Raw genomic sequence first — 14,895 nt, forward strand, 5'->3', positions numbered from 1 at the left:
TCCGCATATCGTCGTACAACATTAAGAAGAAAAAGGAGATACGCAACGCGACCTCTCTTCAACAAAATCGACGCGAAGCATGGAAACGATACGGCAATACGTCCTGCAGCCGGATTTTTCTCACACTGGGACGCTCGTCATGTCATTTTTTGCATTTTTTGGGCATAATTGTAAGCCAGTTTTTCACAAGGAGATCCGATTGAGCGGAACAAATACGCAAACATATCACGACGCACGCAATGAAGCGATTGCGGAGGAACAGGTATTTGTCGACACGGCATATGAGTCGCTAGATCGCCAGCGTACTCTATACCGCGCTCGTTTAGACACTATTCGCGCGCAAACCGGGCAGGAAAGCGCTGGAGAAATGCGTGAGCGCGATGCTTTCGCCACCCATTATGAAGACAATTTGATTCGTTTGCGTAATGTGGAAAATCGTCTTGTTTTAGGACGCCTTGATACGACCTCGGGTGAGACGGAATATATTGGGCGTATTTCTTTGCGCGATGAACATCAAAATATCATTATGTTGGATTGGCGGGCGCCTCGTTCGGAACCGTTTTACCGCGCAACTCCTGCCCAGCCGGGCGATATTCGACGTCGACGCCATATTCAAACCCGTTTACGCGAAGTTGTGGGCGTGGAAGATGAGCTCATGGATTCCTCCGTCGCTTCTTCGGATTTGAATTTGACGGGCGAAAGCGCCTTAATGGCCGCATTAAATGCTGCTCGCGATGGAAAAATGAATGATATTGTGGCAACAATTCAAGCGGAGCAGGACGAAATTATTCGCTCGGATTCTCAAGGAATTTTGGTTGTTCAGGGCGGTCCGGGTACCGGTAAAACTGCGGTTGCTCTTCACCGTGCGGCGTATTTGTTGTACACGCTACGAGATACGTTATCGCGTAGCGGGGTTCTTATTGTGGGGCCTTCTCCGGTGTTTTTACGCTACATCGATAGGGTTTTACCGTCTCTTGGTGAATCTGATGTTGTTTCGACGACGATTGAAAACCTCGTTCCGGGTGTGAAAGCAACACGTTGCGACACCCCGGAGGTGGCTGAGATTAAGGGGCGTCTTGTGTGGCGTGATATTGCACGTCGCGCTGTGCCAATAATTTTGCAAAAACCTCTTCCCAAGCCGGTGACCTTACGAATTTCAGAGGTGAATGTGCGCTTGACTCCACAGGATGTTGAGTCGGCTCAAAGGATTGCACGTCGTGGAGGACGGCTTCATAATGAAGCGCGTGAAACCTATGCGAAACAACTTGTTGAGGTTTTGGCTGACCAAATTGCTGCGATAAAGAAAATTGATTTAGCTGACAATCTGTGGATTTACGAAGATATTGCCGAATCTCGTGATGCTCGGCGTGAAATTAATTTACGGTGGCTACCGTCTTCTGCACAGTCTTTGCTTGAACGTTTATATGCGAATCCGGCCTTGCTTGAGCGGGTTGCCCCGGAGTTAAGCGCACAGGAGCGCCAGGCGTTGAAGCGCGAGAAGGGTTCCGGTTTTTCTGCTGGCGATATTGCCATTATTGATGAGTTGTATGAATATCTTGGGACTTTTTTGACCGCGAAGGAACGCGCATACCAACGTGCGCAACGCGCTCAGGATGCTGAACTTGTTTCTTACGCAAAGGAAACGATGTCTGCCATGAACCTGGGAGCCGGTATTGTGACCTCGGAAATGTTGGCTGACCGTATGCGTGTTTCCTCCCACGGTGATGACTTGGCCGACCGTGCCGCTCTCGATAGGTCCTGGACCTATGGTCATGTTGTGGTTGATGAGGCTCAAGAGTTGACCCCTATGCAATGGGAGATGATTATTCGACGCAACCCGAGTTTATCGATGACCTTGGTTGGGGATGTTGATCAACGTCCTGCTGGTGCACCTTCGGACGGATGGGAAGGTATTGTTGGTCGGCTTGCACAATATATGCGCGTTGCTGACCTAACGATTTCCTATCGAACACCGGCAGCGATTTTGGATATAGCAAGGAATGTTCTTGAGGCTCACGGGGTAAAGGTACGTCCGGTAACTGGCGCACGTAACGCTGAAAAGTGCTTCGACGTGGTCGCTTCTGGGAATACTCCCGTGTGTGAAACTGTTATTGACGCAATTGTTGATTCATGCACAATGCTGAATTCTTGGTATGAAGATAAGGGGACTTTGAGCGTAATTGTTCCTGAGCTTCGTCGTTCGGAGATTGCTCATGCTGTAGCTACTTCTGATGCATTGAGCCAGTGGACGCGCGATACTCGTGGTGTGGATGTAACATCTCGCATCCAGGTGCTGACAACGCGTGAGGCCAAAGGATTGGAATTTGACGCTGTTGTATTGGTTGAGCCTGCAGAAATTTTGGCTGAAGGCCCTGGTAATTTGTATGTTGCCATGACTCGTTCGACTCGCCACCTGCGCATTGTTCACTCGCAACCTTTACCCCCAGGTATGGACGTCAAGAAGAACGCATAATAGCCGAAGTAGCTCACACTGCGCGTAAATATAAAATTGACGCAACTACAGACACAACATAATCTACCTGCAACGTGACAGCTACCGTTGGAACTACACTGCTGACATAGAGTTCATTACATGTGTCGTGACAGCTACCGAATCAACAAGAATACAGACATAACTGATTTACTTATGCCGTAATAACTACCGTGGAAACTACGCTACAGACTTAACGTAATCTACCCACCTCAGACAGCAGATTTGGTTGTCTGCGGTTAGGGTAATCAGATGGCGGTGATAACGCTGTTGCCTTTTCGTAACTCTTCGATTTCGTTTTCGAAATCTTCAATAGAGTTGTAGTTTTTATAGACGGATGCGAAACGTAGATAGGCTACAAGGTCAAGGTGCTTGAGTGGCTCTAGGATTGCCGTACCAATTTCCTCGGCTTTAATATGGGCACTTCCCGATGCTCGCACGTTTTCTTCGACCTTTGCCGCTAATACGGCCAGCTGGTCCTCTGTTACAGGCCTTCCCTGGCAGGCTTTTCCAACACCGCTTATGATTTTTTGGCGCGAGAATTGTTCTGTAGCACCGCTTCTCTTAATAACAAGCAAATTTGGGGATTCTAATGTTGAGAAGCGACGTTTGCATTTTGAGCATTCTCGACGGCGACGGATGGAAATTCCGTCGTCAGTAATACGTGTATCAACTACACGAGAATCTGTATTACGACAAAAAGGGCAATGCACCATTACATTATACGGGAATAGAATGAAATTTGATATATTTTCCTTTCTCTCTACTTTGTTGACGTAGTTAACCGCTAATCACCCAGGGAACTTGAACCAATACCAGCTGCCGGAACAATATATTCTGCTGGCGTATATCTTTCTGCAACAGGTTCAGCATTACGTCCGCCTTCTGACCCTTGCATAAACGAGCCGATAATAAAACCAACTATCACAACGAGACATATAAGAGAGAATTTCATTGCTCCGCCAATAATGCTACGAGTCTGCGCCTCTGTCACATAAAATTTTCTACCAGGGACGTGGACGCGTTCTTTTCGACCATTCTGCTTGATAGCCGGAGCAACTGTTCGAACCGGAACAACTGTTCGAACGCGATAGCGCCCAACACCTTCTTGGACGATTCGACGCGAAGCCCCAAGACCAGCCTCAACCGGCATAGACAGCTTCGCAACTCCAGGAGAAAAGTCCCGACTCTCCAATCGGGCTGTAGATAATTCCTGTAACTTTTCTTTCGTTCGAGAACTCCGTGGACGCCCAGCTCCCGCCGCACTACGAGCCGTTGGCGCTACCTTTAATGAAGGACGTGTACCAGTTTGAACATCCCGACGCAGCGAATGTGAACTATCTTGTCCGCTGGGCGCACTTGGAACAACGCGGAGCCTTGTATTATCTACTTTCCGCGAACCATTCATTTCTTCATCAAGTAACCGGAAATCAACCGCTGTACTCATTTTTACCCCCTCGAACATTTGTTCGTCGAACATCTGTACTAACTCTACAACAAGGATCGGCTAATGTCTAGAACAATCGTTCGACACGCCCGAACAAGTGTTTGAAAAGATTAATCAATCCACGTATCCTTGTATCTATAAGTAAACGATGTGGGTCCAGCATTATTTTTGACACGAACTTTTCTAGGGAGCATCATGGCATTACCAGCGCTAACAGAACGCCAATCAGAGGTGCTACGCTTTATTGCTTCCTCAATTATTGAGAGGCGATTCCCACCCACTGTCAGGGAAATTTGCAACGGTGTTGGTTTAACCTCGCCATCATCAGTTCACTACCAACTCGATTCGCTCAGCAAAAAAGGCTACATTCTTCGAGAAGATCGCAGTTCACGCGCTATCGGGCTTACCGAACAAGCCCTCTGCCACCCAATTATTCTTGCCATTAAATCTTCACAGGAAAACACCGTCGTTACTCCCTCGTATCCCGCTGAATCCTCACCCGTTATATCCATGTTTAACGATGTTGAAACTGGCGTTCAAGCAAGTGACTATGTAAATGTTCCCGTTGTGGGAAGCATCGCCGCCGGAAATCCTATTTTAGCGACGCAAGCTGTTGAAGATGTTTTCCCACTTCCTCGTCAGCTGACGGGTGAAGGTGATCTTTTCACCCTCCACGTTAAGGGCGATTCCATGATAGACGCAGCAATTTGCGATGGCGATTGGGTTGTTGTTCGAAGCCAACCCGTCGCCAACAATGGAGAAATTGTGGCAGCCATGATAGACGGGGACGCAACCGTTAAAGTGTTCCAACACAAAAATGGACACGTCACCCTTCTCCCCTGCAACGAAAATTACGATCCCATCCCCGCAGATGGCGCACAACTCCTCGGCAAAGTCGTTATGGTCATGCGTTCGCTCTAAACAACATAACGCGCTCCACACCATATCTCGGTGGTTATTCACCCACGTGTTGCGAGATTCGCGCCAATGCTTGCTTAACGACATCACCGTCGCACGTCGGCCACATTGTCGGCAGGGATGCCATTAAAAAACTGCCGTATCTTTTCGTCCTTAACCGCGAATCGAGAATCGCAACCACGCCTCGATCCGTGTGTCGTCTAATAAGACGTCCCGCCCCCTGAGCCAACCTCAACGCAGCCTGGGTTGCCGAAACCTCCATAAAAGGATTACCTCCGCGGGCGCGAACAGCTTGCGAACGTGCCTCAACCAAAGCATCATTTGGGCGCGGGAACGGTATTTTATCAATCACGACCAGACGGCACGTATCTCCCGCAACATCAATTCCCTGCCAAAGCGACAATGTTCCAAACAGCGAAGCTGTGGGGTCATCAGCGAACTTATTCACCAAGGTCGGTAGCTGATCCTCACCTTGCAACAACACCGGAAGATCTGTTTCCTCACGAATAAACTCCGCCGCCTGCTCCGCGGCCCGCCTGGACGTAAACAAGCATAAACCGCCCCCGCGTGAAGCTATCAATAAGTCACGCAACTCCCCCAACATGGCATCCGTGTAAGCCATGGTGTTCGGCGCCGGCAAACTGTTTGCCACATACAAAATCCCCTGCTTACCGTACGTAAAAGGCGAACCCACATCAACGCCACGCCACGGGCCCTGATTCGGATACATAAAACCAACCTGGCTCGCCACATGCTGGAAGGAACCTCCCACGCTTAAGGTGGCAGAGGTCAAAATCGCAGGTTTCCCCTCAAAAACATTATCCGCAATATCTGAGGAAACATCTAAGGGAGCAACATAGAGCACCGGATGTGCATCGGAAGAATGAGCAACCCACACCACTAACTGCCCAGACGCCACCTTCTCCGATAGCAACGAATGAACAACACCTACCACATCATCCACACGATTTTTCACAACAGCTTTAGTCGCCGCCTCTGCCTCATTTCCGTTAGGCATATCTTTCACGTCGTCACTCACAAGCTGAAGTTCGCGCAACACCAACATCAACGCATCTTGAAGGACCTCAGGAATTCCTTGCAATCTCCCCTCATCCATAGCTTCAAGAATGTCCGTGAAACCCTCAATGGACTTTTCAAGTTCACGAACCAAAATTTTTTCCCGACGCAATAAGCGCACAAGCCCCTGCATATCCGACGCAGATAGGGTTGCGGTCAATTGCGAGGTAACCCGATCAACGAGATCATGTGCCTCATCAACAACATAAGCATCAACATCTGGTAGCACAGGCGTTCCCGTGCTCTGCACACCCAACATCGAATGGTTTGTCACCACAATATCCGACACCATTGCATGTTTGCGCGCCAACATGGGAAAACATACCTCCTGCAAAGGACAGGACGCACCAATGCACTCCGGTTTAGATACTGAAACCTGCCTCCATGCCCGGTCGGGAACGCCGGGCACCAAATCGTCTCGATCCCCAGTTGACGTTGTTTGCGCCCATTCACGCGCACGCACAACATCGGCTCCAAGCTGGCTCGATGTCCCAAACTCGGCTTCAACTCGGCTAAATAAAGCATCCTCTTCGGGATACCCACCCATCACTTTGCGCAAACAAGCGTAGTTATTCCAGCCCTTAAGGAGAGCCACCTCAGGTTGTTTCCCCGTTTCCTTTTCTATCGCCTCTGCGACTTTCGGCGCATCCTGAGCCACAATTTGACGCTGTAAAGCAAGAGTTGCGGTTGAAACAACGACGCGTTTGCCCTCACGTATCGCCCAATCCATTGCTGGCACAAGATACCCCAGGGATTTTCCTGTTCCGGTACCGGCCTGCACAAGAAGATGCTCATTATCTTCAAAGGCGCGCGCAACATGTTCAACCATCTCCTGTTGCCCACTTCGCGCAGTTCCTCCCATTTTTTCGACGACGTGCCCCAGTATTTTTTGGGAGGTTTCCTGGGGCGTTTGGTTTTCTTGAGTTGGGGAAAGATTGGACGTCGTTATGCTGTCTTCACTCGGCGCGAGGCTAGCGTCCATCTCTCGCGCAACACTTGTGGCCACGTCACTTTCTGAGCGCATGTCTCGTGTAGGTGATTCCTCATTGTCATAACTCAGCTGAGTATGCCCATCATTTTTTACCACGGCTATGAAAGAATCCAGGCTTCGTCAATTTGCGCGTATATTCGTGGTGTCACGTATGCGTGAACTCGCGTACCCTGGGACGTATATTCAAGTTCGTCTTGAAGTTCGCCCTCTTCTACGATGCGGGAAACAAGGCTTCCTCTATCGTATGGAATGATTACGTTAATACGAATATCCGGGTGTGGCAGGGCATCTTCGATTGCCTGCATGAGATCATCGAGCCCTTCGCCCGTGACCGATGAAACGGGAACCGTGTTGGGGTAGCGTGAACGTAAGGCCGCAATATCAACTTCACTCGCAATATCGACCTTGGATAACACAATGATTTCTGGAATATTGAGCGCACCGTCAATTTCGGCAAAAACTTCATGAACTGCTCGAACTTGGCCGACGGGATCAGCGTGGGAGGCGTCTACCACATGGAGTATCACGTCTGCTTCCGCTACTTCTTCCAGGGTGGAGCGGAATGCTTCCACGAGTTGCGTGGGCAGATTTCGAACAAATCCGACGGTGTCCGCGATAGTAAATTCGCGTCCGTTAGGGGTAATACTGTGGCGAACTGTTGGATCCAGTGTTGCAAAAAGAGCGTTTTCGACGAGAACTCCGGCTCCCGTAATGCGGTTGAGCAGTGATGATTTGCCCGCGTTTGTATATCCCGCAACAACGACGGAGGCAATTCCGGTGCGACACCGTTCGGCTCGGCGGGTTTTGCGTGCCGGTTCCATTTTTTTAATGTCTTTACGCAGTTTGGCCATGCGTGTTCGAATACGCCTGCGGTCAAGTTCAAGCTGTGTTTCACCTGGACCTCGCGAACCGATTCCGGCTCCTCCCGCAACCTGTCCACCAGCCTGACGCGACATGGATTCACCCCAGCCACGCAACCGCGGAAGAAGATATTCGAGTTGAGCCAATTCAACCTGCGCTTTACCTTCTTTGGATTTTGCGTGCCGTGCGAATATATCAAGAATCAGTGCGGTTCTATCAATGACTTTCACGCCGACAACATTTTCCAGTTCTCTTCGTTGCGAGGGCGCTAGTTCGGTGTCAACAATAACGGTGTCTGCATCGTGTGCATGAACAAGTTGGGATAGTTCTTGCGCTTTGCCTTTACCCAAATATGTTTTCTTGTCGGGAAGATCACGGCGTTGAATTAACCCGTCCAGGACTGTTGAGCCGGCTGTGTCTGCAAGGGCAGCAAGTTCCCTGAGGGATTCTTCAGCAGCTTGCCTATCGGTATCGTATATTCCGACGAGAACGACACGCTCAAGGCGAACTTTTCGATATTCGAGCTCAATTCCTTCTTCGCGTTCAACGCCGTGTTGGAGTCCTTCTACTCGTTGCAGTGATGCGCGTTCGTCGCGGTCAATTTGGCGTCCTGCCCAAATTCCACGGTAGTGGGTATTGTCTTGCAGGGCTGCTGCATGGCGTGACTCAATATCCGCATTTCCTTGCTGAATGTGCTGGTTGGTATTGTGTGTGCTAATAGTTCTTCCTCTGCCGATTTGTTCTTATTTTACCGTGCCGAGAACGCCCGCGCCTGCCTATGGCATAAACATCACTGCCGTGTCGTGGCCGTACTTTTTGCACTGAAGTTTGCTTGTTTATAGCGCAATCAGCCTCGGCGTGTTTGCGCTCAGGACACACCGCGAGCTATGTGGCATAGACATCACCCGCGCGCCTATTTTTATCGTTTATTCTGGATATATGTGCGACCATTATTTTTCTGCGTCTCCATCGACTGCTAGCCGTCAGCATACAATTTCCGTCACCATTCGAGGTCGAGACTTTTCCGTCGCCGTGGACGACGGCGTCTTTTCCAATAATCGAGTAGATAAGGGTACCGCTGTTTTCCTCCATAAGGTTCCCGAACCTTTTGTTGAACCTGGCGATACTGTTGTTGATCTTGGTTGCGGTTGGGGTCCGCTTTCTCTCGCATTGGGTGTGGAAGCAAGCCAGGCTCGGCTTATCGCTGTTGATGTCAATGAGCGGGCTCTTGCGTTAACTCGCACTAATTTGCGTGAGGCGGGGTTGCGTGGCGAAGTTATGGAAGCTGACGAAGCGCTTCGTTCGATCCCTGATGGCTCTGTTCGTTTGTTGTGGTCTAATCCTCCTATTCGTATTGGTAAGAAAGCTGTCCATAGTATGTTGGAGAGCTGGTTGGCTAAGTTGAGCCCTGTTGGCGAGGCTTTTTTGGTTGTCCAGAAGAATCTTGGTGCCGATTCTTTGGCTAAATGGATTTCTCAGTTGGGTTATGACTGTACGAAGATTGGTTCTGCGAAGGGCTTCAGAATTTTACGTGTTGCACATATCGGTAACCCGTGGCTCGCCTCAGATTCCGGGGATTTTCAAGATTAACGACGACGAATAGTCCGGCTACGGTTTATATAGCCATGAGGGCTCAGCGGGCACGACCTATCTGGCTTCCGATAAAAGGAAGCGCAATTGCCCCTGATAAGGGCTTTGCAGGCGTTGTCTGTCTATTCAGTCCTGTTTATTTTGTGCATCCGTTCAGTTTTGTCCATTGCGTGCATCCGTTCACGGATATGGGAATACATATTCGTGGCAATATGCTCTAGAGGTTCGTGGGTTGCATCAAACCAGGTGATACGTGGATCTGCTTTGAACCATGTTTTTTGTTTTTTTGCAAGCTGTATTGTTGCTAATGCAATGCTTTGGACGGCTTCTTGTTCCGTCATTTCTCCATCGATAACCGATATTGCTTGTGCATATCCTGTTGCCGTGGATGCTGTTGGGGCTGTTCGTAACCCTCGTTCAATAAGTGCGCGAGTTTCGTCGAGTAACCCGCTATCCATCATGTGTTGGGCTCTTTGCACAATGAGTTCTTGCAGGTTTACGGGTTCGCGTTTAATCCCTAACGCTATGGTGAACGGATAGTGGGATGTATGCCGTGGGAAACGTGGGGTAAAAGGTTTCCCGGTGAGCCTTATAACTTCAAGTGCGCGGATTATGCGCCTCATATTATTCGGGTGTATCACTCGGTAGGCTTCTGGATCTTTATCGCGTAATTCTTCGAGCAGGGATCCTTTATCTGTTTCGGCTTGGCGGGTAAGCTCATCTCGTAGTGCAGGATCTGTTCCTGGAAAATCAAGTTCGTCAAGGACTGCTGACATATACAGCCCTGACCCTCCAACAATGAGAGGGGTTTTACCCCGTTCCCATATGTTTTCTATAGTTTGGCGCGTTTGGCGTTGATATGCTGCGACGGAGGCTTCTTGCGAAATATCCAGCACATCTATCTGATGGTGAACTATACCTTGGCGTTCTTCTGGCGGGAGTTTCGCTGTGCCAATATCCATCCCTCGATAGAGTTGCATAGCGTCTGCGGAAATAATCTCGACTTTTTCCGCACCACCTAAAAGTTGCGCAAGCCACAACGAGGTCTCCGTTTTTCCGCTAGCTGTAGCGCCGACGAGAGAAATAATCACTAGTGTTCCTCCCCCATAGCGATACCTTGCATATCGACATCATATTCAATACGAGTAATGCTCACCGGAATTCCTCCACGTTTTCGGCACGAGCCACACACCATCACTATCCTGGCGAAATTCTTCACCACTGTTCCTCCCGGCGGTTCGTGAAGAACTCAGAATCTGAGTGTTCTTTCGCGATGCTTGCCCAGGCTATACGTAGAGCCTTGGAACATACGTCCCCGTCGAATCCTCTGCGTGCTAATGCCGCATAGGTTCGACGATACAGCGTCTCTGGTTTTCCTGTGGCTTTTCGCAAGCGTGTAGTTGCAAAGCGGATAGCTACGTGGAGTTCATCTTCTGCGGTAATGGGGGCGAGAGCCTGTTCGATGACTTCTTTACCCACACCTTTACGCTGAAGTTCTTGAGCAATGGCGCGCCGTGATGCACCTTTACCTTCTCTGCGTGTGCGTGTGAGTGCGTTTGCGAATCGTAGATCGTCAACATATCCGGCTTGTTGAAATGAATCTACAACCTTGAGAGCAATATCTTCTGGAATATCTCGTTGTAGCATCGAATCTATAAGTTGATGCGTCGAGCGTTCCATCATTGCTAGTTGACGGAAACAAATTTCCCTCGCGCGTGCGATGTGCTCTTGAGGAGTCGTGGAACTGATTTCACGTTTACCACGTTCATCGTTTTCATGCCCGCCGTGATGAGCGTATCCACGCCGCTTGCGTTTCCCACTTGGCAGGTAGGCTACGTTGCCACGGCATGTGCCCTCAATCATGACGCTTTCTTCGCTCCAACCATGCTCAATGTTTTATCTTTTCCCGACGACGGCGAGGCTTCCGCATTTCCCTTACTTCCCCGCGTATCGCTTACTTTCTTCGCTTGAGCATTATCCTTATTCGCCGTTCCGGCATTTTCGTCTGGCACAGCTTGCGGATTTTGACGAATCCCTACAGCCTGAAGGATTTTATCTTCTATTTCGTCAGCAAGATCAGGGTTATCTTTAAGGAATTGGCGAACCTTTTCCTTGCCTTGCCCGAGCTGATCGCTTTCGTAGGTGAACCAGGATCCTGATTTTTTAGCAATCCCTAACTCGACTGCCATATCAAGAATCCCACCCTCACGAGAAATTCCTTCGCCGTAGATAATATCGAATTCTGCCTGTTTGAAGGGTGGCGCCATTTTGTTCTTCACAACTTTGACACGGGTACGGTTCCCTACCGGGGCACCTGCCACCTTCAAAGTTTCAATGCGACGCACATCCAAACGGACGGAGGAGTAGAACTTCAATGCTTTACCACCGGTTGTTGTTTCCGGACTTCCGAAAAATACACCGATTTTTTCACGAAGCTGGTTAATGAATAGCGCGGTTGTTCCAGATGCCGATAGAGCTCCCGTGATTTTACGCAACGCCTGACTCATAAGCCGTGCCTGCAATCCCACATGGGAATCCCCCATATCGCCTTCAATTTCGGCTTTCGGCACCAATGCCGCAACAGAATCAATAACAACAATATCGAGAGCGCCACTTCGAATAAGCATGTCCGCAATCTCAAGCGCCTGTTCTCCCGTATCGGGTTGAGACACAATCAAAGAATCCGTATCTACCCCGAGCTTCCGAGCATATTCCGGATCTAAAGCGTGTTCGGCATCAATAAAGGCCGCAATTCCGCCGTTCCTTTGCGCATTGGCTACTGCGTGAAGAGCAACGGTTGTTTTACCGGATGATTCCGGGCCATAAATTTCCACCACACGCCCGCGTGGCAATCCTCCAATTCCTAACGCCACATCAAGGGCGATAGAACCGGTTGGAATAACCCTCACTCGGGGTTGTACATGATCCCCCAAGCGCATAACAGAGCCTTTGCCGAATTGGCGGTCAATTTGAGCCAAAGCGGCATCCACTGCTTTTTGACGATCTTCAGATGCAACAGCCATAGTTTTCCTTTATATGATGCGAATAGAACAGGTCTACAACAAGCCATCCCTCTCCGAGAGGCTTGAGATTAGCATAAGCTCGACCTCCAGCATTATTTTTCGCTCGAACTTTTTTCTGTGGAAAACCTTTCAAGCGAACTAATCTGTGCATAACTTTATACCGAACATGTGTTCGACGGAAGCTTAAACGCGCGTGTCGATAAAACACTTCTAAACATCTTCGCCTCTAGTGCTTTTCGCAACAAGAAAGGACTTCCTCATCCACTACATATCGCGTGGATTGATTCTGTATAAATATCTGTATTTTTCAGGAAAATCGGAGGCTTTGCATATGGAATCCCACACCCTTTGTGGATCCATACCCGCATCTAAAGCCTCTTTGCAAGACCTATCCCCCAGGGCACTTAACACAAGGTCTTGCACAAGACTCGTGCCTCTCCCGTCGGGAAAGGCACGTTCAACACAATTCCAAAACTCGGATTCTTTCACAGAACTACAATGCCACGCTTTCTTTGGGGGACACAAGTTTTGCGGGAGATTCCGGGACTCGCATATGTGGCGGAATACGCCCTTCAGCCACATCAATGCGATCTGCCACGAGTCGCAAAACATGGCTCAACGGAACATTTAACGCCTTGCATATTGACGCAAGAAGCTCGGAAGATGCTTCCTTTTGGCCACGTTCCACTTCAGAAAGATAGCCGAGGGACACTCGCGCATCGGAGGAAACTTCACGTAGAGTTCTCCCCGGGCGCTGGCGGAATGCGCGGAGCACTTCGCCGATTTCTTCACGCAGAAGAACGGGTTGGCGCACTTCTGCACGGTTCACGAAGTCATTTTTCCGGTTAACGCCGGTTCGTACGTCGATACTCATCGTTACTTTTAACTACCTCATTGTTACTTTTATTCCCCGACGAGCTGATTCCCCTTACAGAGAGTACTCCCTGGGCTAAAAAACTCGCCTTAATAAAAATTCTTGTATTAATATTAAGCCACTTTTAGCTGAATTTTTCCTAGACGTCCTAATTGAGAATCCAGAGGCTCTCCCCACATTCCCCTTGCATAAAAATATCGTCATACTTTATCACACTTTTTCAAAAATGTACGACGAAACAGAAATAGCCCACCCGCGTTAGCCTTGTACGCACGTTACGGGACAACAAGACGTCTTTCTCGTCGCTTCTCAAAAAGAGTGAATATATACGACGGCGTTTAGGGCAGTCTCAACACAGACCCTTCGAGTAGTTCAAGTGCTGCATTAACAGCCTGGGCGCGCACACTTACCCGATCCCCATCAAAATGGTAAAGCTCAGCTTTTTCGCCTACTACCCCGGCAATCCCAATCCATACGGTGCCAGCCGGATGCCCGTCATGTGGGCCTGGGCCAGCTACGCCCGTCGTCGAAATACCTATATCTGCATTCAGAACCCTACACGCGCCACGAGCCATCTGAATCGCAACTTGCTCGTCAACGGGACCAGTGAGGGCTAAACGTTCACGGGAAACCCCCAAAACACTTGCTTTTACATCTGTTGCGTAGGAGACAACGCCACCGCGAAAAATCTCGGAAACACCCGGAATATTCACCACAGTTCCAGCCAGTTGCCCGCCCGTCAAGGATTCGGCGCAGGCAAGGGTGAAGGAGTACTCGTGAATCTTGTCCACAAGGTGCGCTAAACGAGTCGTATCCATTATTTTGTGTCCATTATTTTCCAGAGGATCGATCTAAGAACTCGCCAGAAACCTGGCCGGAATCATCCTGAGAATCCTGTGCCGAAGAGTTCTTAGCATCTAGGCCAGAACGATCATGGGAAGCGGGTGCGTAACCGTTGCCGGCCTCTTCCTTACCGTTGCCGGCCTCTTCCTTCCCCTCCCCGGCCTCTTCCTTCTCTTCTTCGGCCGTATCCTCATCGTTATCTTCACCGTGTGAAATTTTCACCGCATCGATTGTGTACCCGATTGCGGACCACACGGAGAGCACTAGCGCCAGTCCAATAACGCTCCAGCTCGCCCAGTACATGAACTGGGCAAACCATAGGGGGAACGCCGCTTCCCACGGAATAATCAGCCCGGCAGCGCCCATGGACTGGGCAAACATTTTAATTTTGCCACCCATGCCGGCAGCCATCACTTTTTTCTTCACGACCATCATGCGCACAACCGTGATATAGACTTCACGGGCGAGCATCACAACCGTTACCCACCACCATAGGAAACCGTGCCAGGACAGCATAATGAGCGCCGCGGCAATCAGCCCCTTATCAGCAAGGGAATCCGCCATTTTCCCGAAATTCGTAATCAGTCCGCGACTTCTCGCCAAATACCCATCGAGCTTATCCGTAAATGCGGCGATGGCGAAAACGAACCACGCCCAAAACGAACGCATATCTGTTGGAACCCAATACACCCCCACGAAAACAGGAATGAGGAGAACACGCAACAGTGTCAGCGCATTAGCAATATTGACGACGGGTACTTTTCGCTGTGAGTTCATAAT

At 49.7% G+C, this 14,895-nt stretch carries 15 protein-coding genes; 3 read left to right on the forward strand and 12 right to left on the reverse strand.

Features of this window, described 5'->3' with window-relative positions; all coding sequences use genetic code 11:
* Nucleotides 1–199: 199 nt before the first annotated feature.
* Nucleotides 200–2,473 (forward strand): HelD family protein, encoded by a 2,274-nt coding sequence (locus G445_RS0100825; protein ID WP_022865681.1) that lies wholly within the window; start codon nucleotides 200–202, stop codon nucleotides 2,471–2,473.
* A gap of 266 nt (nucleotides 2,474–2,739) precedes the next feature.
* Here the strand turns inward: G445_RS0100825 and nrdR are convergent, their stop codons facing one another.
* Together nrdR and G445_RS11335 are read right to left on the reverse strand one after the other, a co-directional pair.
* A complete protein-coding gene (nrdR, locus tag G445_RS0100830) occupies nucleotides 2,740–3,207 on the reverse strand; it encodes a transcriptional regulator NrdR (protein ID WP_022865682.1) in 468 nt (155 codons plus the stop codon).
* Between the two features lie 71 nt (nucleotides 3,208–3,278).
* Nucleotides 3,279–3,938 carry a hypothetical protein gene (locus G445_RS11335; RefSeq protein ID WP_146002318.1) on the reverse strand — a complete coding sequence of 220 codons (660 nt, stop codon included), beginning with the start codon at nucleotides 3,936–3,938 and terminating at the stop codon, nucleotides 3,279–3,281.
* A 195-nt stretch (nucleotides 3,939–4,133) separates the two neighbouring features.
* Between G445_RS11335 and lexA the strand changes: the two genes are divergently transcribed.
* Nucleotides 4,134–4,859, forward strand: coding sequence for a transcriptional repressor LexA (gene lexA / locus G445_RS0100840; RefSeq protein ID WP_022865684.1), 726 nt, complete (start codon nucleotides 4,134–4,136; stop codon nucleotides 4,857–4,859).
* Between the two features lie 34 nt (nucleotides 4,860–4,893).
* Here lexA and G445_RS08920 read toward each other — a convergent pair whose 3' ends face one another.
* Together G445_RS08920 and hflX are read right to left on the reverse strand one after the other, a co-directional pair.
* Nucleotides 4,894–6,957 (reverse strand): ATP-dependent DNA helicase, encoded by a 2,064-nt coding sequence (locus G445_RS08920; RefSeq protein WP_022865685.1) that lies wholly within the window; start codon nucleotides 6,955–6,957, stop codon nucleotides 4,894–4,896.
* 65 nt (nucleotides 6,958–7,022) lie between these two features.
* Nucleotides 7,023–8,522, reverse strand: coding sequence for a GTPase HflX (hflX, locus tag G445_RS08925; protein ID WP_084676334.1), 1,500 nt, complete (start codon nucleotides 8,520–8,522; stop codon nucleotides 7,023–7,025).
* 202 nt (nucleotides 8,523–8,724) lie between these two features.
* Between hflX and G445_RS08930 the strand changes: the two genes are divergently transcribed.
* Nucleotides 8,725–9,375: a class I SAM-dependent methyltransferase gene (locus tag G445_RS08930; RefSeq protein ID WP_051126968.1), complete on the forward strand. Its 651-nt coding sequence runs from the start codon at nucleotides 8,725–8,727 to the stop codon at nucleotides 9,373–9,375.
* A 122-nt stretch (nucleotides 9,376–9,497) separates the two neighbouring features.
* Here the strand turns inward: G445_RS08930 and miaA are convergent, their stop codons facing one another.
* The 8 genes from miaA to pgsA all read right to left on the reverse strand — a co-directional run bounded on the left by miaA (nucleotide 9,498) and on the right by pgsA (nucleotide 14,892).
* On the reverse strand, nucleotides 9,498–10,466 hold the full coding sequence (miaA, locus tag G445_RS08935) for a tRNA (adenosine(37)-N6)-dimethylallyltransferase MiaA (RefSeq protein WP_022865688.1): 969 nt from the start codon (nucleotides 10,464–10,466) through the stop codon (nucleotides 9,498–9,500).
* Nucleotides 10,466–10,597: a hypothetical protein gene (locus G445_RS11840; RefSeq protein ID WP_022865689.1), complete on the reverse strand. Its 132-nt coding sequence runs from the start codon at nucleotides 10,595–10,597 to the stop codon at nucleotides 10,466–10,468. The genes miaA and G445_RS11840 overlap by 1 nt, the downstream gene beginning before the upstream one ends.
* A complete protein-coding gene (locus G445_RS08940; protein ID WP_022865690.1) occupies nucleotides 10,591–11,238 on the reverse strand; it encodes a regulatory protein RecX in 648 nt (215 codons plus the stop codon). Before G445_RS08940 ends, G445_RS11840 begins: the two co-directional genes overlap by 7 nt.
* On the reverse strand, nucleotides 11,235–12,398 hold the full coding sequence (recA, locus tag G445_RS08945) for a recombinase RecA (protein WP_022865691.1): 1,164 nt from the start codon (nucleotides 12,396–12,398) through the stop codon (nucleotides 11,235–11,237). The genes G445_RS08940 and recA overlap by 4 nt, the downstream gene beginning before the upstream one ends.
* Nucleotides 12,399–12,662: 264 nt before the next feature.
* Nucleotides 12,663–13,010: a DUF3046 domain-containing protein gene (locus G445_RS11845; protein ID WP_306718250.1), complete on the reverse strand. Its 348-nt coding sequence runs from the start codon at nucleotides 13,008–13,010 to the stop codon at nucleotides 12,663–12,665.
* Entirely contained in the window at nucleotides 12,892–13,272 is a 381-nt protein-coding gene (locus tag G445_RS08950; protein WP_022865692.1) for a helix-turn-helix domain-containing protein, read from the reverse strand. The genes G445_RS11845 and G445_RS08950 overlap by 119 nt, the downstream gene beginning before the upstream one ends.
* Before the next feature lie 338 nt (nucleotides 13,273–13,610).
* Complete coding sequence (locus G445_RS0100885; protein ID WP_022865693.1) at nucleotides 13,611–14,090, reverse strand: CinA family protein; 480 nt, start codon at nucleotides 14,088–14,090, stop codon at nucleotides 13,611–13,613.
* A 13-nt stretch (nucleotides 14,091–14,103) separates the two neighbouring features.
* On the reverse strand, nucleotides 14,104–14,892 hold the full coding sequence (gene pgsA, locus G445_RS08955; protein ID WP_022865694.1) for a CDP-diacylglycerol--glycerol-3-phosphate 3-phosphatidyltransferase: 789 nt from the start codon (nucleotides 14,890–14,892) through the stop codon (nucleotides 14,104–14,106).
* Nucleotides 14,893–14,895 lie beyond the last annotated feature (3 nt).

This window comes from Actinotignum urinale DSM 15805 (genome assembly GCF_000420445.1).
Classification (GTDB): domain Bacteria; phylum Actinomycetota; class Actinomycetes; order Actinomycetales; family Actinomycetaceae; genus Actinotignum; species Actinotignum urinale.

Coding starts and splice junctions, on each gene's coding strand:
- lexA (WP_022865684.1), top strand. CDS start 4,134: ATGGCATTACCAGCGCTAACAGAACGCCAATCAGAGGTGCTACGCTTT.
- G445_RS08950 (WP_022865692.1), bottom strand. CDS start 13,272: ATGAGTATCGACGTACGAACCGGCGTTAACCGGAAAAATGACTTCGTG.
- G445_RS08930 (WP_051126968.1), top strand. CDS start 8,725: ATGTGCGACCATTATTTTTCTGCGTCTCCATCGACTGCTAGCCGTCAG.
- G445_RS08920 (WP_022865685.1), bottom strand. CDS start 6,957: ATGCGCTCAGAAAGTGACGTGGCCACAAGTGTTGCGCGAGAGATGGAC.
- G445_RS11335 (WP_146002318.1), bottom strand. CDS start 3,938: ATGAGTACAGCGGTTGATTTCCGGTTACTTGATGAAGAAATGAATGGT.
- nrdR (WP_022865682.1), bottom strand. CDS start 3,207: ATGGTGCATTGCCCTTTTTGTCGTAATACAGATTCTCGTGTAGTTGAT.
- recA (WP_022865691.1), bottom strand. CDS start 12,398: ATGGCTGTTGCATCTGAAGATCGTCAAAAAGCAGTGGATGCCGCTTTG.
- G445_RS0100885 (WP_022865693.1), bottom strand. CDS start 14,090: ATGGATACGACTCGTTTAGCGCACCTTGTGGACAAGATTCACGAGTAC.
- pgsA (WP_022865694.1), bottom strand. CDS start 14,892: ATGAACTCACAGCGAAAAGTACCCGTCGTCAATATTGCTAATGCGCTG.
- G445_RS11845 (WP_306718250.1), bottom strand. CDS start 13,010: ATGTTTTGCGACTCGTGGCAGATCGCATTGATGTGGCTGAAGGGCGTA.
- G445_RS08940 (WP_022865690.1), bottom strand. CDS start 11,238: ATGATTGAGGGCACATGCCGTGGCAACGTAGCCTACCTGCCAAGTGGG.